9 protein-coding genes are annotated in these 24,683 nt (G+C 42.2%); 4 read left to right on the top strand and 5 right to left on the bottom strand.

Going from position 1 to position 24,683, the window contains the following annotated elements:
• Positions 1 to 220 precede the first annotated feature (220 nt).
• Positions 221 to 2,239 carry a glycosyl hydrolase family 2 gene (locus J0L60_00855; protein MBN8544655.1) on the bottom strand — a complete coding sequence of 673 codons (2,019 nt, stop codon included), beginning with the start codon at positions 2,237 to 2,239 and terminating at the stop codon, positions 221 to 223.
• Between the two features lie 537 nt (positions 2,240 to 2,776).
• Here J0L60_00855 and J0L60_00860 point away from each other — a divergent pair.
• From J0L60_00860 to J0L60_00875, 4 genes are all read left to right on the top strand, one after another.
• Positions 2,777 to 6,283 (top strand): SUMF1/EgtB/PvdO family nonheme iron enzyme, encoded by a 3,507-nt coding sequence (locus tag J0L60_00860; GenBank protein MBN8544656.1) that lies wholly within the window; start codon positions 2,777 to 2,779, stop codon positions 6,281 to 6,283.
• A 94-nt stretch (positions 6,284 to 6,377) separates the two neighbouring features.
• A complete protein-coding gene (locus J0L60_00865; GenBank protein ID MBN8544657.1) occupies positions 6,378 to 11,357 on the top strand; it encodes a T9SS type A sorting domain-containing protein in 4,980 nt (1,659 codons plus the stop codon).
• 10 nt (positions 11,358 to 11,367) lie between these two features.
• Complete coding sequence (locus tag J0L60_00870) at positions 11,368 to 14,136, top strand: T9SS type A sorting domain-containing protein (protein ID MBN8544658.1); 2,769 nt, start codon at positions 11,368 to 11,370, stop codon at positions 14,134 to 14,136.
• Positions 14,137 to 14,146: 10 nt separating this feature from the next.
• Positions 14,147 to 16,774, top strand: coding sequence for a T9SS type A sorting domain-containing protein (locus J0L60_00875; GenBank protein ID MBN8544659.1), 2,628 nt, complete (start codon positions 14,147 to 14,149; stop codon positions 16,772 to 16,774).
• Between the two features lie 99 nt (positions 16,775 to 16,873).
• On the opposite strand, the gene J0L60_00880 is transcribed toward J0L60_00875, so the two are convergent.
• From J0L60_00880 to J0L60_00895, 4 genes are all read right to left on the bottom strand, one after another.
• Positions 16,874 to 18,208, bottom strand: a complete 1,335-nt coding sequence (locus J0L60_00880; GenBank protein MBN8544660.1) for a sodium:alanine symporter family protein — start codon at positions 18,206 to 18,208, stop codon at positions 16,874 to 16,876.
• Between the two features lie 38 nt (positions 18,209 to 18,246).
• On the bottom strand, positions 18,247 to 20,838 hold the full coding sequence (locus J0L60_00885) for a glycoside hydrolase family 9 protein (GenBank protein MBN8544661.1): 2,592 nt from the start codon (positions 20,836 to 20,838) through the stop codon (positions 18,247 to 18,249).
• Positions 20,839 to 20,998: 160 nt separating this feature from the next.
• The gene (locus tag J0L60_00890; GenBank protein ID MBN8544662.1) at positions 20,999 to 22,582 is read right to left on the bottom strand and encodes a thioredoxin fold domain-containing protein; all 1,584 of its coding nucleotides are present in this window, start codon (positions 22,580 to 22,582) and stop codon (positions 20,999 to 21,001) included.
• A gap of 341 nt (positions 22,583 to 22,923) precedes the next feature.
• Entirely contained in the window at positions 22,924 to 24,564 is a 1,641-nt protein-coding gene (locus tag J0L60_00895; GenBank protein MBN8544663.1) for an NAD+ synthase, read from the bottom strand.
• Between the last annotated feature and the right edge of the window lie 119 nt (positions 24,565 to 24,683).

A 24,683-nucleotide genomic window follows, 5' to 3' on the forward strand; every position in this document is an offset into this window, starting at 1 on the left:
GGTTGTTGCCTATGTAATAAAGGAATGAGGAAACCGTGGAAGAGAGTCCAAAAAAGAGGGCTACACCAAACAGGATCAGCCAGATTTTGTATTTGTTGTCAAAAAGACTTGTTTTTTGAAATAAAATAATCGCTCCGATAGACAGATTTTGTAAAACTAAAAATATTGATAACTGACTGTTTTGTTGATGTAAAATTTAATCACAATACGCTCGACAGATCTACTTCCAATTGTCTGTCCTGAATGAGGATGCCGGAAGTCCCGCCCCGTTAAAGAGTGTAGCTTCGGAAGTGTCGCTCCAGCAATACCTTACTGCAACGGGTGCTTTCACTTTGGGGGAAGATACAACGACAGTTGAACCGCTAATTTTCGCATCTGCTTCATGGAATACCTTGTCTGCTCCCGCTATTTGAAAGTTAAGACTGCCGTTTTTTGGAACCAGTTTTATTCCTTCGGCATGGCCAAATGTCAGGATAATTTTATCCTGCTCAGTGACAAATGATTTATAGACGGGTCCTGAGTACGCGATATTTCTGTTATAATCCTTCGCAAGTGCCCAAAGTGCTAGCCTCTCGCCAACATCCTTTTTGTTCCCGGGGTGGATATTAATGATATTTCCGATATCGAGAGTTACTGCCATGCCTGTTTTGGGTACCGACAATGATTGAAATTGTGCTTCCCTCAGGAGCTGGGAGTTGGTGCCTTCGCCATATCTGTAAGGGGCAATCTGGGTATAATAAAAAGGAAGCTCGTTACCCCAGAGGTTTCTCCAGTTTTCCACCATCGCGGGAAAAAGCTCTTTATACCGACCGGGATTGTAAGTATTCGATTCCCCCTGATACCAGATGGCTCCGCGGATTTTGAAGGGAGCTATCGGTGTGATCATGCCGTTGTGGAGGACAGTCGGGGAGTGAAAATTTATTTCCGAAGTTACCTTAGGTCTTGAAGCGTAATCGAAATTATTGCCCGAATAGAGATAAAATTTCGGATTCCTGAATTCAGCCACGGGAAGATATCTCCAGGCTCCAGCGATTGAAACAGATTCCTTTGTATCTTTCAAAGACAAACGAAAATTTTCAGTCCGTCCGTACATTCCACCCCCTTGCATATTGTCAAGAACACGGACAGCAATAACGAGTCTCTTCGAATTGACAAGATTTGCAGGAATTGTGTAATTTCGTTCCGTCTGCCAGTGACCTTCAGTTTCGTATCCACCGACTTTGACGCCATTTACGAATGTTGCATCCATATCATCGATTGGACCGAGGGAAAGAGTGAGCTCTTTATTTAACCAGTTAGCCGGGATATCAATTTTTGTTCTGAACCATATTACTCCGTCAAAATTGCCAAAGCCAAATTTCATCCAGTCTGCGGGCATGTCTGCAACGGGCCATTTTGAGTCATCGAAGGCGGTTGTGGAGAAGGCAGCATCCTTAAAATCAAGATTTTCCCATCTGTTGGCACCTGTTTTCTCACTCATGTCGATTTGCGGAAGCTTTTCGAGCCATGATTTTAGTTTTTCAGATTCTTCCTTGCTTTTTGCCATGCCGGCCAAAAATTCCCTGTATTCGGGAAATTTATCGAGCGATTTTGCCCCCATCCAGGCTTCAATTGGGGATCCGCCCCAGCTTGAGTGAATCAATCCAATCGGGACATTGAGTTCATTCATCAATTTTTTTCCGAAGAAAAATGCAGTAGCACTGAAAGCGGATGCCGTTTGTGGTGTACAAATGCTCCAGGTACCTTTACAATCGAGTTCCGGCGTGACCGAGGTGGTTCTCTCAACAGTAAAAAACCGCAAATTGGGATAGTTCGCCTTTGGAATTTCGACTGCAGCAGTGAAGATTGTATCAAGAGGCGGCCATCCACCCAGAGGCATCTCCATATTCGATTGGCCGGAACATAGCCACACTTCCCCGATCAATACATTTTTATATGAGATCGAATCAGAACCGCTGACAACAGTTAAATAATGCGGACCACCTGCATCGGGAGTTTTTAGCTTCAGGCTCCACTTTCCTTCTTTGGATACAACACTGCTCGCAGTTTGTCCCCAGTCCGTTTTTACATCGACAGTTTTCCCGGGGGTTCCATTTCCCCAAATCGTGATGTCACTGTTTCTCTGCAACACCATATTGTTGGAGAATATTGCCGGGAGGGACAGTTTGCCCGATTGAATCTGTGCATTCGAGCATGAAGAGAGAAGTAAAGCCACCAGCATAAATGCAAGTGGCTTCAGGATATTTAATTTGTTACGGTTTTTAATTGACTGGTGCATGTTAATATGGTTGTTTGGTTTTTGGGAATGCTACTCGTTTTTCAATAACAGATTCTTCACAGGATGAATTAGATGTCTTCAACTTTCAGCGGGAGCGAAGAACAAAAAATCAACAACGCTATTATAAAGATTTTTCACAATCAAATCCCAAACAATATGGTCCTCCTGATAGAGGGGAGAAAAATAAATTATTTATTTTTTATGAAAATCATTTTTTTTGACTTTTGCCAGTTTTATTAATCGTTTCAGTAACCCCTGAAAAATATTTTTGTGTCAGCTTACTAATTTAATTAGTAGATCTACTAATTATTGATAAGTTTGGGTATTATTAGATTTTGCAGTTAAAATAATTATTCGTAGTTTGTTCATCATTTTTTTAACAACCGATTCATCCACCTAGAGAATCGCTTTTTGAGATGATTTAACTTCAGTCCGTATTTAAAATTTTCTGAGGTTGATCAAGAGATTACTACAATATAACTTGACAAGGAATATTCGATGAAACATATGTTACAGCTTTTTTTGGTTTTGAATGTGCTGATTTATACGCAAAATAATTCAGCGGTTAAACTGACCCATACAACACAAGAGGTAACATTTTCAAATGTTATCCCATTAGAGACTTACACAATAGAATTATGGATCAAGTTTGATGGTGCAGTCACCTACGGCGGTACTGATGCAGGCGCCGGCTCCATATTCAATTTTTATGGTGGTGGCTACAATCGGGCAATACACATGCACAACGGCAAGTTGTGTCATTATACATATGATAACACCCAAAGGCATGTTACCGGGGCCAGTACAATTCAAGAGGGCGTATGGTATCATGTTGCAATCGTGGCTCAATCGCATGGTATGATGAGACTTTTTATCAACGGGACTGAGGAGGGGACTTCTATTCAGCTTGGTGCTCTACAACCTACAGACATGGCAAAAATTGGATCTTATAATAATCCGTACGAGTATGGAGTGTCGAATGCGGTTATTGATGAGTTGCGTGTGTCAAATAGTATTCGATATACCGGCAATTTCACCCCTTCCTCGACAGAGTTCGTGACCGATGCGAACACGGTCTCACTATACCACTTTAATGAGGGTTCCGGGACACAAACAGCCAACTATGTTTCCAACAGTTGGACTGCCGGTACTTTTTCCACTTCAAATATCCTCTGGGTCGAGGGGAAATTCAATAATACGCCCCAAACAGTTTCAATCCCGATGATCACAATCCAGGATGGAACATTTACTATGGGATGTACTGGGGAACAAAATAGTTGCGATGATGATGAATATCCTACTCACCAAGTATCCCTGTCAGCTTATGAAATAGGCAAATACGAAATTACGCAACGAGAGTGGCGAACAGTTATGGGAACTAATCCTTCTTATTTTACCGGAGATAATAAACCTGTTGATAATCTGCAGTGGATAGATGCAATTAATTTTTGCAATACACTAAGCATGAGGTCAGGTCTTACACCGGTATATAGTATAAATGGCTCAGTAGTTACTGCAGATTGGAATGCAAATGGATACAGACTCCCCACCGAAGCTGAATGGGAATTTGCTGCCAGAGGTGGGTCCCAATCTACAAACACGATATACAGTGGCAGCAATGATATTAACTCAATTGCCTGGCAAGAGGGTAACGCCGGTAGTGAATCACATAATGTCGGGACACTCGCACCAAATCAAATAGGGATATATGACATGAGTGGAAATGTATACGAATGGTGCTGGGACTGGTATTCAGAGACTTACTATACAGCTGACTCTCAAAATAATCCTACAGGTCCGTTATCGGGTACTTATCATTCTTTAAGGGGAGGTAGTTGGTTATACGGTCAAGCAAGTCAGTGTAGAGTTGTTAATCGCGGGAGCATAAATGGTCCTTCTCAACGAATAGATTATGGATTTCGCGTTGCAAGGACAATACAATCTTCTGTTTCTAGCGGTGATGATTGGAAATTAATTGTAAATGGTTCAACTCAAAATTTGTTTGACCAACTCAATTATGCAGGCGTTGACTCCCTCGCCACGGAAGGCTACGATCCTTCTCTCGATACTCCCAATCCGCCAACCCCTCCGGGGAATTACATCGATGCATACTTCTATCATCCCGAGTGGAATTCACCCTTGGGTTCCAAGTTCGCGAGTGATGTAAAACAGTCAACAGATCTCGCTGATACAGTAAAAAGATGGTTCTTTGAAGTTGAAACGAATGTACTCAACGACACAGTGAAACTTCAATTTACACAGGAGAATGTGCCCTCCAAGTTTGGTAAGTATCTGACAGATATGCAAACAGGCAAGAGGGTTGACCTTCGATACACAGATACATATAGGTACTACAACACAAGCTCTTCCCCCCGCAAATTCCAGTTGATCATTGGAGACAGTACTTCACCTGTAATTTCCAATCTTATCCCCAAGGGAGATGAAATCTGGAGGAGTAATAGCAATAAAACTGTTTCTTGGACAATGAGTGACGGAACAGGAATAGACTCTGTCTTCCTTTATTCAAGCAACAACAATGGAACAAACTATACAAGGTTTGCATCCATAGGAAACATATCAAATTACAATTGGAGTATCCCACAGGAATATCTGAACAATGGTTACCGCGTAAAAACAGTTGTGAGAGATTCCCTCGGAAATCTGAAAGAAATCTTCAGTCCTCTGGCATTTACAGTCGTCGGGGATTCATTACTTACACAATCAACAGCAGGGTGGAACCTTACAGGTACTCCTCTCTCACCAAACGATACAACACTGACAGGAATACTGGGAGATGATATAACCACAAGTCCATACTTTGTTTGGGGATATACTCTCGCAACAGGATACACCCTTCCTTTGGGAATGTCATTCGGAACAGGTTACTGGCTTGGACTTCTGAACAATCATACATGGGATGTAAGAGGAACAGCAGTCGAATCAGATTCCATTGGACAATCCCTTAATCTTGGTTATAATCTAATAGGTACAAAGTATGTAAGAGAAGTATCAAAAGACAGAATGACATTCGTTAAGTCGGGAACAGCCTACAATTTTAATCAGGCGGTAACAGCAGGATTAATCTCTAATGCAATATTTGGATACAACGGAAGCGGATATACAGAAGAAGACACTTTGTCATTATTTGGAGGCTACTGGCTTGGAGTACTTCAAGAGGGAGTGACACTGTATCAGAAACCTGTAAGTACACAACTCCCCTTAAGCAAAGGTAATCAGGAACCTGAACTCTTTACAGAGAACAACTGGAAACTCAGACTTAATGCAGAGTCAGGGATACAAAGTGACAACATAACAGAGATTGGTGTAACAGAAACAGCAACTGCAGGGTATGACACAGAATATGATGCAGCAAGACCACCGGTACCACCTGTAGATAAGTTCATAGAAATCTACTCGGAAGTAAGCGGCACGGGTTATCCTCAGTTCCTTGGTAACAAGTATGCAAGAGACTTCAAGAACACACCTAGCTGGACAATCAAGGTTAAGAAGGGAAACACCGGAAGCAATGAAGTAACGATTAACTGGAACAGGAATGAAATTGGAAATCTTCCTGATGGAATGAGAATAATGATGACAGATCTTGTCACAGGTCAAGCGATAGACATGAGAAGAGACAGCAGTTATTCATTTACTTACAGTGAAGAGAGAACATTCCAAATAAACGGAACAGCGACAGGAATTGAAGATGCAGTAACAGCACCGACAGATTTCAGTTTAAGTCAGAACTATCCGAATCCATTTAATCCAAGTACGAAGATAAGATACAGCATTCCTGAAGAGAGCAGAGTAAAGATAACAGTTTACAACTCACTTGGAGAGATGGTAAAAATCCTGACGAATGAAACAGCACAAAGAGGTTGGTATGAAACAACCTTTGAAGCGACACAAATACCGTCAGGAATATACTTTGCAAAAATTGAAGCACAGTCGATACAATCGAATAAACAGTTTATTCAAACAATCAAAATGTTATTAATAAAGTAGGTGTAAAATGAAGCTAAGATTACATTTAAATCCTCAAAATAGAAAATCCGATAAGGTTTTGAGATTAATAAATAGGTTAAATACATTTTGGTTGATGGTTGGATTCATTGTTTTTATTTTAAACTTTCTTATCCAAGCTCAGAGTAGGACAACATTATGGGAGAAGAGTGCAAAGCTTACTACCCTGCCACCGTGGTTTAGCAACACTAATACCGAGCGCGGATTGGCGTACGGGAACGGCAAAATTTATGTTTCAACAACAAAGTATGGAACCAGAGTGCTTGTACTTGATGCCGCAACCGGAGATTCGGTTGGCGTTTTAAATATGACAGGAGTCTCGGGAGGTTCCGGAGCATCAATTGCCGATGTGGAAGTGGATGCAGACGGAGCAATCTATGCCTGTAATCTTGTTTTAACAGCCACAACCTCGGCATTCAAAATTTACAGATGGGCAAATGATTCAGCTGTGCCTGTTAACATCATTTCTTCATCCACACCGGCCGCAAGACTGGGAGACAAATTTACTGTTGTGGGTTCCTCAAACAATAATACTCTCACAATTTATGCAGCCACCTCCACCACCAACAAAGTTTATAAGTGGACAACAGCAGATAAAGGCAATACTTTTCTCCAGGATTCAATAATTCTTTCCGGAGTTTCAGCCACTGCACCCGGTCCGTCTCCTGTCGTATATCCGCTTACGGCCGGATTGTCAGAATTCGTTTACAAATCAAACGGTTCCCAGGGAAGAAGATTTAATGCTGATGGATCGATAATTGACTCAATCTCAACAACAATGCTGCCAACTTCAGGCAATGCTGTTAGATATTTTAGTCAAAACGGCATAAAATATCTTATAGGATATCAATATTCCAACACCCCTCAAAATGGAATTCGCCTGATAGATGCTACCAGGCAATACAGCACCCAACATTCAGTTCTTGATTACACACCGGGTTTGGGAACCACAGCGAATGCCAATGGTACAGGTGATATAGCAATGTTGCTCGGTACAGGAGAGGTAACTTTCTATGTTCTTGCGACAAATAACGGTATGGCTGCTTATAAATACTTTTTTGATACTTTACCAGAAACCAATACAATAACATCATTCCCATATTCTTATGATTTTTCAAACGGCATGATTACAAATGGTGGATGGTCAGGTAACTTTATCGATAGAGGTACTGAATCAAAAACCAATTACTCGGCAAGATTTACTTATAATTACATCCCTGCGGCGCAATCAGGATTGACTTTCGGGTACTTGGTTTCTCCAAAAATTCACCTCCCTGCTAATCACAGAGTTAAATTCTGGTGGAAGGATGATGACATTACTGCTGTGGTCGGTCAGGATACCACATTTTTTGAGGTATCAACTGATAATGGCACTACATGGGCTACTTTAGGATTTATGTCAAGAGCAAGTTCCATGGCAGCCTATGAAGAAGCTATTTTTGATTTAAGCGAATTCGCCGGAAACAACTTCAGAATGAGATGGAGAGACAAAACTAATGGATCTTTCTCTGCTTATGGTTTTGGTCTTGATGATATCCTCATTGAACCGGTTGCTCAGGCGGCTGTGATTGCATTAAATCCAACTTCTACAGCATTTGGAACGACTTATGTCGGCGGCTACATGCAGAAAACCGTGGTTGTAAGCAACAATGGCGGGGTGCCTTTGATGGCGACCCTCACTCTTCCCCCAAAGATAACTGCAAATACCACCTCTCTAAACATCCCAAATGGGCAGTCATTTAACCTCATATTAACCTGGACTCCTACCAGTGCAGGGGCGTTCAGTGATTCCATAAGGTTTATTACGAATGACGCAACGGCGAGTGATTTCTACTACAAACTCACAGGTACCGCAGAAACGCCTTTTGTGGTAAATGAGGTTGTTCAAAATTTTGATACCTCTACTGGTTCAATTCCTGCAAACTGGACAGGCAATTATACTGTTTTAGCTGGTGGAGGAGTTGGCTGGTCTAGGAGACTCACAAGGAATCTTTACGGAACTGCTACCAACATGACTGGTTTGTTCACAACTCCGTTTTTCTCTGCAACTGCCTCTTCAGTCCTGAAATTTAAGTACAGATTTGTGAATTACGCTGGATATGGAACAGGAACTGCAACTGCCACACCTGCAACCGACTTCAAGTATTATATCTCTGTTTCAACAAACTATGGAAGCAGCTTCACAGTTGTTGATTCAATCGGTTCGCATAACCACATTGCGGATACAAATTATGTTGAGAAAATGTGGAATCTTGCAGCTTATGTCGGTCAAACCATTCAGGTTAAGATTGATGGCGAGAGACTTAATGTAGCCGATTTCTATTCCGATTTCGACGACTGGTTCATGGGTACTCCTCCTGCAGCAGCACCGGATGGACCGATTGCTTATTACCCATTTAATGGAAATGCAAACGATGAAAGTGGGTATGGAAATCATTTAACCCCTCGAAATGTCGTTTTATCACCCGATAGATTTGGTGTCAACAATTCTGCTTACAGCTTTAATGGTGTAAATGCTGATTTAACATCAAATTTAACGCAAATACCAACAGGTAATCCGGATATCTCCTATTCATTCTGGTTTAAGAATACCAGGGAAAACTTTGGTGCCCTCGGAGATGTTTTGTTATCTCTGGGGACAACATCACAAAGTCAAAGAATTACCATTTCTTACTACCCGGGAGTGATAGTATTCATCGGAGAGAGAAATGATTATTACTGCTACTCAAACATTATTCATTCTCAATGGAATCATATAACATTTGTAAAGCAAGTTAATCAATTAAAATTTTATCTTAATGGTAACTTGATTGGAACGGGTACTGTTGGGAATACTAATCTTACCAATACTAATTTTTTCATTGGAAGCAACGGAAATATTAATCACAATGGGGGTGAATATTTCCAAGGATTAATAGATGAAGTCAGCATCTTTAACAGAGTAATATCTGATCAGGAAATAACGGCATTGTATAATGGTACAAATCCAGGTGTTATTACGAGCGGGTACAGTACTTGGAGAGTAAAAATGACCACTTCCACATCTAATCTTGCTGACAACCTAAACTACGCCGGCGTTGATTCCCTCGCCACGGAAGGTTACGACCCTTCCCTCGATACCCCCAACCCGCCAACTCCTCCGGGGAATTATATCGATGCCTACTTCTATCATCCCGAATGGAATTCACCGTTGGGTACCAAGTTCGCGAGCGATGTAAAAAAATCAACAGATCTGGCAGATACAGTAAAAAGATGGTTTTTTGAAGTTGAGACAAATGTACTTAACGACACAGTAAAACTTCAATTTACACAGGAGAATGTTCCCTCCAAGTTCGGCAAATATCTCACAGATTTGCAAACCGGAAAGAGGGTTGACCTTCGTTATACAGATACATACAAATATTACAATACAAGCTCATCACCCCGCAAATTCCAGTTGATCATCGGTGACAGTACTTCACCTGCAATTTCCAATCTCATCCCCAAGGGAGATGAAATCTGGAGGAGTAATAGCAATAAAACTGTTTCTTGGACAATGAGTGACGGAACAGGAATAGACTCTGTCTTCCTTTATTCAAGCAACAACAATGGTGCAAACTATACACGGTTTGCCTCAATAGGAAACTTATCAAATTACAACTGGAGTATCCCACAGGAATATCTGAACAATGGTTACCGTGTAAAAACAGTTGTGAGAGATTCTCTCGGAAACCAGAATGAAATCACAAGTCCTCTTGCATTTACAGTAGTCGGGGATTCATTGCTTACACAATCAACAGCAGGGTGGAACCTTACAGGTACTCCTCTCTCACCAAACGATACAACAATGACAGGAATACTGGGAGATGATATAACCACAAGTCCATACTTTGTCTGGGGATATACTCTCGCAACAGGATACACCCTTCCTTTGGGAATGTCATTCGGAACAGGTTACTGGCTTGGACTTCTGAACAATCATACATGGGATGTAAGAGGAACAGCAGTCGAATCAGATTCCATTGGACAATCTCTTAATCTTGGATATAATCTAATAGGTACAAAGTATGTAAGAGAAGTATCAAAAGACAGAATGACATTTGTCAAGTCGGGAACACCATACAGTTTTAATAGTGCGGTAACAGCAGGACTGATTTCGAATGCGATATTCGCATACAACGGAAGCGGATATACAGAAGAAGACACTTTGTCATTATTTGGAGGCTACTGGCTTGGAGTATTGCAGGAGGGAGTGACACTGTATCAGAAACCTGTAAGTACACAACTCCCCATAAGCAAAGGGAATCAGGAACCTGAACTCTTTACAGAGAACAACTGGAAACTCAGACTTAATGCAGAGTCCGGAATACAAAGTGACAACATCACAGAGATTGGTGTAACAGAAACAGCAACAGCAGGGTATGACACAGAATATGACGCAGCAAGACCACCCGTTCCACCTGTGGATAAGTTCATAGAGATCTACTCAGAAGTAAGCGGTACAGGTTATCCTCAGTTCCTTGGAAACAGGTATGCCAGAGACTTCAAGAACACACCTAACTGGACAATCAAGGTTAAGAAGGGAAACACCGGAAGTAATGAAGTAACGATTAACTGGAACAGGAATGAACTTGGGAATCTACCTGACGGAATGAGAATAATGATGACAGATCTTGTCACAGGTCAAACGATAGACATGAGAAGAGACAGCAGTTATTCATTTACTTACAGTGAAGAGAGAACATTCCAAATAAACGGAACACCGACAGGAATCGAGGATGCAGCAACAGCACCTACGGATTTCAGTTTAAGTCAGAACTATCCGAATCCATTCAATCCAAGTACAAAGATCAGATACAGTCTCCCTGAAGAGAGCAGAGTAAAGATAACCGTTTACAACTCACTTGGAGAGATGGTAAAAATCCTGACAAATGAGACAGCACAAAGAGGTTGGTATGAAACAACCTTTGAGGCAACACAAATACCTTCCGGAATTTACTTTGCAAAGATTGAAGCACAATCGTTGCAATCGAGTAAACAGTTTACTCAGACAATCAAAATGTTATTAATTAAATAAGGAGCGTGAGATGAAAAAGATACTCGCAATATTTCTGTTTGTATTCTGTATTGTGATACAGGCACAGAACATCCCCACGAATGGTCTGGTAGCGTATTATCCATTTAATGGGAATGCGAATGATGCATCTGGAAATGGACATAATGGTACCGTCAATGGAGCTCAGCTAACAACGGACCGTAATGGGACACCAAATTCAGCTTATGAGTTTGGGGGTAGCGGACAAAATATTAATGTACCCCATCATGAAGAGCTTAACCCGACAGGAACAGGGTATTCCGTATCTGTTTGGGTCAATATTTATCCGGGCTTCAGTGTTGGAGACATTATGCGTAAGCTGAATGATTCCTTTACCGAAACATTTGGAATTCGCTACCATGATCCCAATTCATATCCAAACTATGGGCTCACATTCACAACCCAACGGAACTTGGTGGATTATACCGCGAATATATTTCCAACTCCACCCTTAAATCAATGGGAACACATCGTTGGGATTAATGATGGTTTAAAATTGAGAATCTTCAGGAATGGAGTTTTGGTTTCAACCAGTCCAAGTTTTGCTGTACCAAATCAACCATATAACAATACAGCTCCATTACAATTTGGATCCACAAATTATTCCTTTCGTGGAAAGATTGATGATATAGCAATTTACAATCGGGTATTGAGTACCTCAGAGGTCAGATATCTTTACGATGGTACGACTCCACCTGAGCCCACCACATCCGCAGACAGTTGGAAAATGCAGATAACAACAACAATTCAAAGTCTGTTCGATCAGTTGAACCATGCTGGGGTGGACACAAATGCCACAGAAGGATATGATCCGGCGTTAGATACACCGAATCCCCCAACCCCTCCGGGGAATTATATTGATGCATACTTCTATCACCCTGAATGGAACTCACCATTAGGAAGTAAATTTGCATCAGACATCAAAAAAAGTACTAATTTATCCGATACAGTAAAGAGGTGGTTCTTTGAAGTTGAATCGAATGTCACAAACCAGAATGTTACCCTGAATTTTACAGGTACCAACATTCCTGCGAAATTTGGCAGGTATCTTACGGATATGTTAACGGGCGAAAGAATAAATCTTAAGAATACCAATTCGTACACCTACTTAAACTCATCAACATCCCCCCGCAAATTCCAATTGATCATTGGAGACAGCACTTCTCCTGCAGTTTCGAATATTATTCCCAAGGGAGATGAAATCTGGAGGAGTAATACCCAAAAGACAGTCTCCTGGACAATGAGTGACGGAACAGGAATAGATTCAGTCTTCCTGTATTCAAGCAACGACAATGGCACAAACTACACACGGTTTGCCTCAATAGGAAACTTATCAAATTACAACTGGAGTATCCCACAGGAATATCTGAACAATGGTTACCGTGTAAAAACAATAGTCAAAGATTCCCTCGGAAACCAGAATGAAATCGCAAGTCCACTTGCATTTACAGTTGTCGGGGATTCATTACTTACACAATCAATAGCAGGATGGAATCTTACGGGTACTCCTCTCTCACCAAACGATACAACCTTGACTGGAATACTGGGAGATGATATAACTACAAGTCCATACTTTGTCTGGGGATATACTCTTGCAACAGGATACACCCTTCCTTTGGGAATGTCATTCGGAACAGGTTACTGGCTTGGACTTCTGAACAATCATACATGGGATGTAAGAGGAACGGCAGTCGAATCAGATTCCATTGGACAATCCCTTAATCTTGGATATAATCTTATAGGTACCAAGTATGTAAGAGAAGTATCGAAAGACAGAATGACATTCGTTAAGTCGGGAACTTCTTACAATTTTTATCAGGCGGTAACAGCAGGATTAATCTCTAATGCAATATTTGGATACAACGGAAGTGGCTATGTGGCAAAGGATACAATGTCATTATTCGGAGGCTACTGGCTCGGAGTATTACAGGAGGGAGTGACACTGTATCAGAAACCTGTAAGTACACAACTCCCCATAAGCAAAGGGAATCAGGAAACTGAACTCTTTACGGAGAACAACTGGAGACTCAGACTTAATGCAGAGTCCGGAACACAAAGTGACAACATAACAGAGATCGGTGTAACAGAAACAGCAACTGCAGGATATGACACAGAATATGATGCAGCAAGACCCCCGGTACCACCTGTAGACAAGTTCATAGAAATCTACTCAGAAGTAAGCGGTACAGGTTATCCTCAGTTCCTTGGTAACAAGTATGCCAGAGACTTCAAGAACACACCTAACTGGACAATCAAGGTTAAGAAGGGTAACACCGGAAGCAACGAAGTAACGATTAACTGGAACAGGAATGAACTTGGTAATCTACCTGACGGAATGAGAATAACGATGACAGATCTCGCCACAGGTCAATCGATTGACATGAGGAGAGACAGCAGTTACTCATTTACTTACAGTGAAGAGAGAACATTCCAAATAAACGGGACAGCGACGGGAATAGAAGATGCAGTAACAGCACCAACGGATTTCAGTTTAAGTCAGAACTATCCGAATCCATTCAACCCAAGTACGAAGATTCGTTACAGTCTCCCTGAAGAGAGCAGAGTAAAGATTACAGTTTACAACTCACTTGGAGAGATAGTAAAAGTCCTGACGAATGAAACAGCACAGAGAGGTTGGTACGAAACAACCTTTGAAGCGACACAAATACCGTCAGGAATATACTTTGCAAAGATTGAAGCACAGTCGATACAATCGAATAAGCAGTTTATCCAAACAATCAAAATGTTGTTAATTAAATAAGGAGTGAGAGATGAAAAATTTGCTAAAAACCATTTTATTGGTTTTTGTTCCGGCGCTGATTTTGGCCACAATCTCTGCCAAGGAAGGAACACAATGGAGGGCAAATAGTACGCAAAGTAATTCTGCGATTAAGATGAATTCAGTTGAAGACATCGATTGGATAAGTATATCTGAAAAAAATGGAACATTCCCGGTTAGTCCTGCTTCTCAGGGATTCGATACAATACTTGTCTATTCAGCGAGTCATGATTTCTTTTCGGCATGGCGTGAGGACTGGACAATCAATCCTGCGAAAACCTATCTATTGAAAGTTACGGGAATTTTCGGAGGTGCCGGTGGACAGCCTGAATTTGATGCAGCTTTTAGATTAGCCTCTCCAAATATACCGATGAATGAATTTTGGAGTGCTTCATTTAGACCCAGAAGACCTGATAACGATGTCTATAATTTAGATCACACTTACTACTACACTTTGAATGCACCCGATGGTTTAATCTGGATTGCTTTCGCCGATCCTGTATACGGGGATAATTCAGGTACAATGAATCTAAGTTTATACGAATTGCGCGAAACCGGCAATACAGGAAGTTTTTCCAATTGGAAAATGCAGATCAATACTTCTGTTCAAAGCCTTTTTGATCAACTCAATTATGCTGGTGTGGATACTAATGCCACCGAAGGATATGATCCGGCACTGGACACTCCCAATCCACCAACCCCTCCGGGAAATTATATAGATGCATACTTCTATCATCCCGAGTGGAATTCACCTTTGGGTGCCAAGTTCGCGAGCGATGTAAAGAAATCAACCAATCTTTCTGATACAGTAAAGAGGTGGTTCTTTGAAGTTGAATCGAATGTCACAAACCAGAATGTTACCCTCAATTTTACAGGAACCAACATTCCTGCAAAGTTTGGCAAGTTTCTGACAGATATGCTTACGGGTGAAAGAATAAATCTTAAGAATATCGACTCGTATACTTACTTAAACTCATCTACTGCACCCAGGAAATTTCAGTTGATAATTGGCGACAGCACTTCTCCTGCAATTTCGAATCTCATTCCAAAGGGAGATGAAATCTGGAGGAGCAATACCAATAAAACTGTTTCCTGGACAATGAGTGATGGAACAGGAATAGACTCTGTCTTCCTTTATTCAAGCAACAACAATGGAACAAACTATACAGAGTTTGCTTCAATCGGAAACATATCAAATTACAACTGGAGTATCCCACAAGAATACTTAAACAATGGTTACCGTGTAAAAACAGTTGTGAGAGATTCTCTCGGAAACCAGAATGAAATCGCAAGTCCTCTTGCATTTACAGTAGTCGGGGATTCCCTCGCTACCGGTTCTCCGATTGGATGGAGCCTTTTCTCAACTCCTTTGGAGTCGTACAATTTAAGCAAATCTTCAATTTTTGATGATGACATAACCGGTAATCCTTATTTTGTGTGGGGCTACAAGTTATCTGAAGGTTATAATTTTGCAACCGATATCAACTTCGGTACGGGGTATTGGTTGGGTCTCCTGGCTCATTCACCTTGGGATGTTAGAGGATTGGCAGTGGAGAATGACAGTACTCTCCAAACATTACTTACCGGCTATAACATAATAGGCACTAAATATGTTCGTCCTGTTAAAAAGAATGATCTCAGGTTCATCAAAGCCGGACAAAATAAAAGTTTTGATGACGCGGCGACAGCAGGTTGGATCACAAATTCGATATATGAATATTCCGGTGGAGGGTATGTTGCTACAAATCAGCTTGGACTGTTTAACGGTTATTGGCTGGCAGCACTTGTAGATGGGGTTGAGATGGTTCAAAAACCGACAACAACTCAAGTGACAGATTTAGCAGATTCCAATCCCGAAAAGCAGTTTACTGCAGATAATTGGAATATAAAAATCGCAGTTGAATCGGGAAACCTGGTTGATCGTTCCCTTTCGTTGGGAGTTAGCGAAAATGCAACGATCGGCTTTGATACTCAGTTCGATTCTCCCAGACCTCCGGTTCCTCCTGCAGGTAATTATGTAGAGATTTTTTCCGAAGTGACGGGAAGCAGTTACCCCCAATTCCTGGGTAATAAATATGCGATAGACTATAGACCTGTTGATGCAGCGGCATGGAATTTAAAAGTTAAGATGAATAATCAAGCTAACCAGACCGTCACTCTTAGATGGAACAGATCTGCACTTGCCACACTTCCTGATAGTGTTTCAGTCAAACTGACTGATTTTATTACCGGATCACAAGTAGATATGAAAACGGACAGCGTTTATTCATTCACATATACAGGTGAGCGTAATTTTGTTGTAAATACTACACTTACTGATATAAATGCAGACGCAAACATTCCATCAGAATTTGTGTTGCAACAAAACTATCCAAATCCGTTCAATCCAGGCACAATTGTGAGATTCAGTATTCCCCAGGAATCGAAGGTCACTATTACTGTGTACAATTCTCTTGGTGAGGCAGTAGGAATGATCAGGAATGAAATACTGAGCAGTGGATGGTATGAAAGTGAATTCAGAGCGGACAATCTGCCAAGCGGAATTTATTTCGCTAAACTCGAAGCAATTTCATCAAATGACAAGTTTGTCAGAACAATCAAAATGCTTCTGTTAAAATGAGTTAAAGTCTTAATCTCTATTGTTGTGGTGTAATGGAAAAGAGGCTGTCGATTTCCGGCAGCCTCTTTTTTTTAGCTAATTCTAACTAAAAGTTAATCATCACTCCACCTCATGAATATATTTTTCCGTTTCCGATTTCAGAATCTTGGTCAGCATGATGAGGGAGATGATATTCGGGATTGCCATCAAGCCGTTGGCAAGATCGGCGAAATCCCAGACGAGATCGAGGGTTTGAACCGACCCTACATAAACAAAAATTACCCACAGGATTCGATAGGGGAGGAGTACTTTTTCTCCAAAGAGGTATTCGGCAGCTTTTTCACCGTAGTATGACCAGCCGAGAATGGTCGAAAAAACGAATGTCAGAAGTGAAAATGTGAGAAAAATCGGACCGATTATTCCTACATGCCCAAAGGCTTCGCTCGTGAGAGCCGAGCCGTTAAGTCCTTTTTCTGTCCAGAATCCGCTGTTTACCACCACAAGACCTGTGAGAGCACAAACAACAACTGTATCCCAAAATGTACCTGTGGAGGAGACAAGTGCCTGGCGAACAGGATTCCTCGTTTGGGCTGCAGCGGCTACAATAGGCGCACTTCCCAAACCGGATTCATTGCTGAAAAGTCCTCTTGAAATACCTGCCTTTACCACTTCTTTCATTGCAGCGCCGGCAAATCCTCCAATGGCTGCATTTCCGGTAAATGCTGATTCAAAAATTTTGATGAAGGTATCACCGAGTGTCGAAAAATTGACGATGAGCAAAACGACACATCCGATAATGTAGATGATCGCCATGAATGGGACGAGTGCTTCACAAACTTTCGCGATCGATTTGATTCCTCCGAGGATAACGAGTGCAGTAAACAACGCCATCACAACACCTGCGATGTGGGGATTGATTCCAAGGGTGTCGCTGCTTAAATGGGCGATCGAGTTTGCCTGAACCATGTTTCCGATACCAAATGCTGCGATAGCGGTAAGAGCTGCGAAAATTACTCCGAGCCACTTCATGTTCAAACCTCTCTCGAGAACATACATCGGTCCGCCTGCATATCCAGATTCGGTGTGAACACGGTACTTTACAGAAAGAAGTGCTTCTGAATACTTTGTTGCAATTCCAAAAATACCCGTCAGCCACATCCAAAGGACAGCTCCGGGACCGCCTGCAACAATGGCAGTGGAAACGCCGACGATATTACCCGTTCCGATGGTGGCTGCAAGAGCCGTGGCCAGGGCACCGAACTGACTGACATCACCCGCCGCTCCTTCATCTTTCTGGAAGGAGATTTTGATCGCCTTAAAGATGTATTTTTGGATAAATCCCGTTCTTACGGTCAGATACAAGTGAGTGCCAAACAGCAAAATGATGAGGGGCCATCCCCAGACGAATCCGGCAGCTGCCTTTACAGAAGATTCAATAATGTTCAGGATTTCCATAAAACTCCGCGATAATAGAGGTATAAAGAAGTGATGATTTACAATGCAACAAAATTATAACCTTTTTGTTTAAGGTACAATATTAATTCGTCTAATTTGAAATAAAACTTGTCTGTTCTTTCAGGATGGGTACCAAAATGCATCAAAAGCAGAAATCCATTAAGTCCGGAACGGGATTTACTCTCGAAATTAATAATCGAATTGTAAAGTGAATCGGAGGAATAATAGTAGGAACCGGATGGAATCGTCCAGTCCTGATTCGATTTGGTCCCTGGAGTGAAATTGATAAGTTTCAGTCCCATACCCTCTGTCCAAGCAGCTATCTCCCGATTATACCATTCAAAGGGAGGCAGAAAAAATGGAGCATCATCTTTTGATATGCCAAATTTTGCCATCTCTTTGTAATTGTCGATCACATCTTTCTCGAATTGCAGCCGGGTAATGAGAGTGGAATCCCGCTTTTCCCATGAATTGTAAAGAAGATGTTTATCCGAGTGAGCACCGAGGTAGTGACCCGAGTTTTTTAAGTCCCTGATGATTTCAGAATAATCAGGATTTCTATAAAAATCTCCCGTAAAGAAGAAATTTCCTTTGATACCAAATTTATTTAAGGTCGAAGTTATGGTCTTATATCCATCTGCAAATTCATGTCCTGTGAACACCAAAGCGATATTCTTCCTTGCGCTGTCCATCCTGATAATGGCCCCATTAAAATAGGTCGAATGGAACACGAATGAGGCGGATTTTAGGGATTCAACGGATTTTTTCTTTGCGTCCTTTGCGCTCTCTGCGGTTTTATATAAAGACGACAAATAAATCGCAAGACCTGCCGTTCCGTCCATGGTAGGTTCATTGGTTGAATAATCGCCCCAGTCGTCATGATAGACAGCTCTGCCGGGTTGGAACCGTGCGTACTCATCGGGTTCGGCGAGGTGGATTCCGATCAGTTTACCAAAAATGGTTGAATAAATCGGACCATCGACAAGTCCGCCATCTACAGGATAATTGTAAACATGAGTGAAAGCGGAATGAGGATCGACGGGGAAGTCGCCCCACTTCGGAAGTCCGACAATCATGCTTGTACCCCACGGATTGCACCCAAAAAGCCAGTCCCGAAGTGCTGCCTCCATTTCAAGATATTTTTGGTCTTTGGTGAGTTCGTGATACAGTTTTGCCTGAGTCATAGCCGCAGAAACGAGGTTGTTCGAGCACCAGATGTATGGGACACCGATAAAGAACGGGTCTTTCACTCCACAGTTATACAGTTTTTCGAGTCCAAGACGATAAAACTTTGCAAACTGATCTGAAGAATCCGTTTTATTGCCCGCAAGAAGCCAGTGCCCAAGATTGATAAAAGGAAACCACTGGTAATGCGATGCAGTGTCCGCCCCAATCCAAGGAGTAATCTCCTCCATTTTCCCGTACTTGATTGCGTCATCGAGATAGTTTTTAGATCCGGTCACCGAATAAAGCTGGGCTGCTGCCAGTTCCATGTCATCTACCCAGTTATCCTCCTCATAAAAATAAGGTGCCTTGCAAGGGGCTGTTTGGGAGACTCCGGGATATTTTTTTCCGAATTCATAAGCTTCGAGGGCTTTTTTATGAAGTACTGCTGCAAATTCAGGGTCATATTTTTGCAACAATTCAGAACCAAGTGCCATAGTCGATGCAAATTTTCCTGCAATTGAAGCAACACCCGTCGATCTGTTTTTGTACTTAAGCAATCCCTGTGGTTTACCCGTCACACGATAAACGGGTCTCTCGAGTCCTTTGCCGTAGTTCACCGAATCCTCAGTCGGGAGCCGGAACATTTGGTGATCGCGGTCATCTGCGATTTGCTGATACATCTCCTCACCACCCGGGTACATTCTGTTCAGCCAGTCGAGTCCCCACTTCGCTTCATCAAGAACATCAGGGAGTCCATTTGCTCCCGGGTCTCCGTTTTTATCAAACCAGTCACCAAACGCCTGCGGATTTCTTTTGTACGCCAGCAACAACTGATATGCTGCAGTAGCGGAAGTTGTGGCGTACTGAAGGTAGTCGGAAGCATCGTGCCAGCCACCGATAGCAGGTATTAGGTATGAGGTATTAGGTATTATTTCAGGTATTAGGTATGAGGTATCAGGTATTATTTTTGAAGATTCGGGATTGATAACTGAACTTGAAGAGGGGGCATCTTCGGAATAGACGGGAAAGCCATCATGAGTGTGGCAGGAATCTTTTAGATATGGATTGTAGCCGCATCTTTGCTGCCGCATGTAATAGAGGAGGTAATCGGCAGTTGAATTGTAAATGGTGTCGGAAATTCTGAAATTCGGGGATTTTGTATCACCCGAGATTATTTGGTATGTACCTTCTTTGGTCAGCTTTGAAAAATCGAGACGGGCAGTTTCCTTAAAATTTCCGAGGGAACCTGTCGGTTTTATCACTTTTGATGAGAAAACGGTTTTCCCCGTGAAAATATCCTGTATGGTAAATTCATTGGGGACGAGTCCATCTGCAGACATCAAGACCGCAACCTTTATTGCATCTGGCTGGTACCCAAGCTGGTTTATCCGGATGACGGATTGCGGGAAGAGGGGAATGGAGAGAGTAAAGAAAATGAGAAGCGATAAATAGTTCAGGTGCATTTCAAACCACAATTAAAGAATCAAAAATACCCCTCAAATATAAGATTTTTCGATGAGCAGGGCATAATTAAGGAACCTGTTCCCCCAAAAATAAAAAAGGCTGCCCGTCTCCGAACAGCCAAAAAAAATAATACCTAATACCTAAAACCTATTACTTGATTTACTCTGCTTTTTTCATCAGTTTGAGGAATTCTTCTCCGTTTACGAAGCCGGTGAGGCGATAGACCTCTTCACCTTTTTCGTTGAAGATGAGGATGGTAGGAACACCTTTGATGTTAAAATCTTTGACGAGTTTCTTGACCTTATCGTCACCCGACTTGGTAAGGTCTGCTTTGAAGGAGACAAAACTCTTTCCTACTCCGACCACTTTGGGATCGACAAATGTAATGGCATCGAGTTCCTTGCAGGGGATGCACCAGTCGGCATAGAAGTCGATAATAATTTTCTTCTGACCTTTGGCAGCGGTGAATGAGCTGTCGGTGTAGGTTTCAAATTTCAGTTTTGCACCTTCACTTCCCGATGCATTTGCAGGGAACCACCATACAGCGAGTCCTATGAAAACGACAGAGAGCGCATATTTGAAAATTCTGAATGCTTTCATTTTTTCGTCGAGAGGATCGAATATTGCAAGATATGGAACCGAGATGATGATGTAAACGGGCAAAAGGTATCCCGACCACTCTTTTGGAAGGAGAGGAAGTACAAAGTAAATTGCCATACCGATCATTATCACGCCGAATATATGTTTGATTCCTTCCATCCACATTCCGGCTCTCGGAAGACTTTTAATTTTTCCTGAGAAGAGCGCGAGGATAAAGTAGGGAGTACCGAGACCCACAGCAAGGAAGAAGAAAAGGAGGAAGCCTGTCAGGACATTTCCGATTTTTGCGACATAGGTTACGAGTCCGAGAACAAATGGTCCGATGCAGGGAGCGGCTACAATTCCAAGGGTAAGACCCATGAAGAATGCACCGAAAAGTCCCGATTTTGCTCCACCTGCCATATTCATGAGGGAATCGGGGAGTTTAAATTCGTAAAATCCAAACTGCGAGAGGGCAAGCCCAACAAAAATCAGAGAAATTATTACCAGTACATACCATTCCTGCAGGAGCGAGCCGAGGATTCCACCTGTCAGGGCGGTAATCACGCCGATAATCGAGTATGTAATCGCAATTCCCATCACATAAAGGAAACCCATTAGAGCGAGTCGGGAGGTTTTTCCTTCAGCCTGACCGCCGAAATATCCGATTGTTATCGGTATCAGAGGATATACGCAGGGAGTCAAATTTAGCGCAAGCCCTCCGAGAAACACAAAAAGGAGTGAAAAAAAGAGTCCGCTTTTCTCGAGAGTGGAGGAGACATCGTCATCTTTTGATTCGCTTACAGTTGCAGAATCTTTCGAGCTGTAGGAATCGAGAGCGACAGAATCTTTCTCTTCGAGAGCTTTCAGGCTGTCGATTTCTGCAAGTGAATCTCTTTCAGCCTCCGCTTTTTTAACTGAATCCTTTTTTGCGGCTTCCTCATCGGCTGATTTATCAATATATGCCAGTCCTGAAGCGGCAAAGGCTGCTGAGTTGGTTTCGGTTACAACAGATTCCTTTTTACCGACACGAATTGTTACCGTTGTGGCTGCTGAGTTCGGAGCAAGGCAAGAATGGTCGTTACAAGCCTGATATTCCACATTTAATGACAGTTTGTAGTTGCCGGGTTTCAGTTTTTCCGGAATTCTAACTTTTGCAAAGATGTAAAAATTGCCTTCGTAAACAGAAACAGGTTTATCGGAGAACTCAAAAGTATAATCTTTGGCTTTCGGGTAGACAGTGGCAGTGGTTTTTATTCCCTCGGCTGAAGTAACAGAAAGAACTGTAGCTATCAGATTCGGTTCTTTTGGCTTGTTTGAATTAACATGGTAGCCGGCATCGACCGAAGCGGGTACAGCAATCTTGATCTCGTCGCCCGGTCTTACGATGTCGCGTGAGAGAAGGGGAGTGCCAAGCGTGAGTTTGTCACCACCTCCGAATTGTGCTGAAGTTGTGAAAGACAATATGACTGATAAAAAGAGGACAATTGCCGTCAATTTTTTCATTATCTGCTCCATCTTTGAACTATTGGAAATCTTCTTCCGTAACCAAAAGCCTTGTTTGAGACACGGAGAACAGGTGCACCCTGTTTCCGTTTAAATTCGTTTCTGTCGACGAGGTTCAGCATTTTTATAACCAGTGCCCTGTCACCTATGACGGGAGCGATCTCATCCACTTCCTTGTTTTCCTCGAGATACATGCTCAGAATTCTGTCGAGAACGGGATATGGAGGAAGTGAATCCTGATCAGTCTGGTTGGGCTTCAATTCAGCCGACGGCACCTTGTCGATTATTTCGCGGGGGATGATTTCCTTCTCGCGATTTATATACTCACATAATCTGTAAACATCAGTTTTATAAACATCACCGATGACAGCGAGTCCGCCACACATGTCGCCATAGAGAGTCGCATAACCCGTGGCGAGTTCCGATTTGTTACCAGTAGTAACAAGTAAATGGTTGAATTTGTTGCTGATTGCCATCATATAGAGTCCTCGGATACGGGACTGCATATTTTCCTCGGTCACATCTTCGGCACGGTCACCAAAAACGGGATTCAACATCTCCTTTATTTTTTCAAATACAGGTTGAATTGGAACCGTATTGTGTGAGATGCCGAGATTATCGATCAGTTTCAAAGAATCGTCTATACTGCCTTTGCTCGAGAACTCGGAGGGCATCATTAAAACAAAGACATTTTCCGCTCCGAGAGCTTTCACCGCGAAGTATGCGACGATTGCCGAGTCGATTCCGCCGCTTAAACCGAGACAGATAGATTTGAAATTAAGCTTTCTGCAGTAATCTTTCAGTCCAAAAATGAGTGAGTTGTGCACTTCCTCTTCAAAAGAAGATTCAACGGCTTTGATTTCATCATATTCGAGGGAAGTATCATAGATTAAATAATCCTCTTCGAATGTTTTCCCGAGTTTTACGAGTTCGCCGCGGTTATTGAAACACATACTTGCGCCATCGAAGATCAGTTCAGTCTGAGCTGCGGCACAGCAGTTGTAAACGAGTTTGACCCTGTCCTTTTTGGCGATGGTTTGCAACATTTTGTAACGGGCTTTTCGTTTCCCGAAGGAGTAGGGACTTGCGGAAATATTAATCAGAAGTGTAGCTCCCTTTTCAATCTGTTCCTTAACGGGATCAACGGGATATAATCTTTTTTTCCAGTAGTCCTCATCATTCCAGATATCTTCACAGACAGAAAGACCGATGGTTTCACCCTTGAATTCAAAAACCTTCACTTCATCTGCTGCTTCAAAATATCGGACCTCGTCAAATACATCGTAATTCGGGATCAGGGATTTGTTCTGAACTACCTTTATTTCACCATCGAAGCAGAAGAGGGCACTGTTTTCAATGTTCGTGCCGATGTTGTCTTCAAACTCGGTAATAGATCCGAATACGAGAGCGGTTTCACTGTTGGTTGCAGATGCAATTTCGACGGCAGCAGCCGCAACTTTTTTACGAAATGCTTTTTTTTCGACGAAATCGAGCGGTGGATATCCCGTCAGTGCCAATTCGGGAAACACTGCAATATCAGCACCGTCAGTGACAGCCCTTTTGTATCCATCAATTATTTTCCCTTTGTTCCCGTCAATATCTCCAATTACCGGGTTTATCTGGCAAACAGCAATCTTCATTGTCTCAAATTTTAATTATTCAAACCCCAAATATACGGAATAGAGAGATAGAACAGAGAGGCACTTCGCCATGAGTACCGAGGACAAGCGTTCAGTATTAACGATAGCTTAACCTTCGC

The organism is Ignavibacteria bacterium (assembly GCA_017302895.1).
Classification (GTDB): Bacteria; Bacteroidota; Ignavibacteria; order Ignavibacteriales; family Ignavibacteriaceae; genus UTCHB3.

What these genes read in the sequence shown, in the direction of transcription:
- J0L60_00870 (MBN8544658.1), top strand. Translation starts at nt 11,368, where the DNA reads ATGAAAAAGATACTCGCAATATTTCTGTTTGTATTCTGTATTGTGATA.
- J0L60_00860 (MBN8544656.1), top strand. Translation starts at nt 2,777, where the DNA reads ATGAAACATATGTTACAGCTTTTTTTGGTTTTGAATGTGCTGATTTAT.
- J0L60_00875 (MBN8544659.1), top strand. Translation starts at nt 14,147, where the DNA reads ATGAAAAATTTGCTAAAAACCATTTTATTGGTTTTTGTTCCGGCGCTG.
- J0L60_00880 (MBN8544660.1), bottom strand. Translation starts at nt 18,208, where the DNA reads ATGGAAATCCTGAACATTATTGAATCTTCTGTAAAGGCAGCTGCCGGA.
- J0L60_00885 (MBN8544661.1), bottom strand. Translation starts at nt 20,838, where the DNA reads ATGCACCTGAACTATTTATCGCTTCTCATTTTCTTTACTCTCTCCATT.
- J0L60_00865 (MBN8544657.1), top strand. Translation starts at nt 6,378, where the DNA reads ATGGTTGGATTCATTGTTTTTATTTTAAACTTTCTTATCCAAGCTCAG.
- J0L60_00895 (MBN8544663.1), bottom strand. Translation starts at nt 24,564, where the DNA reads ATGAAGATTGCTGTTTGCCAGATAAACCCGGTAATTGGAGATATTGAC.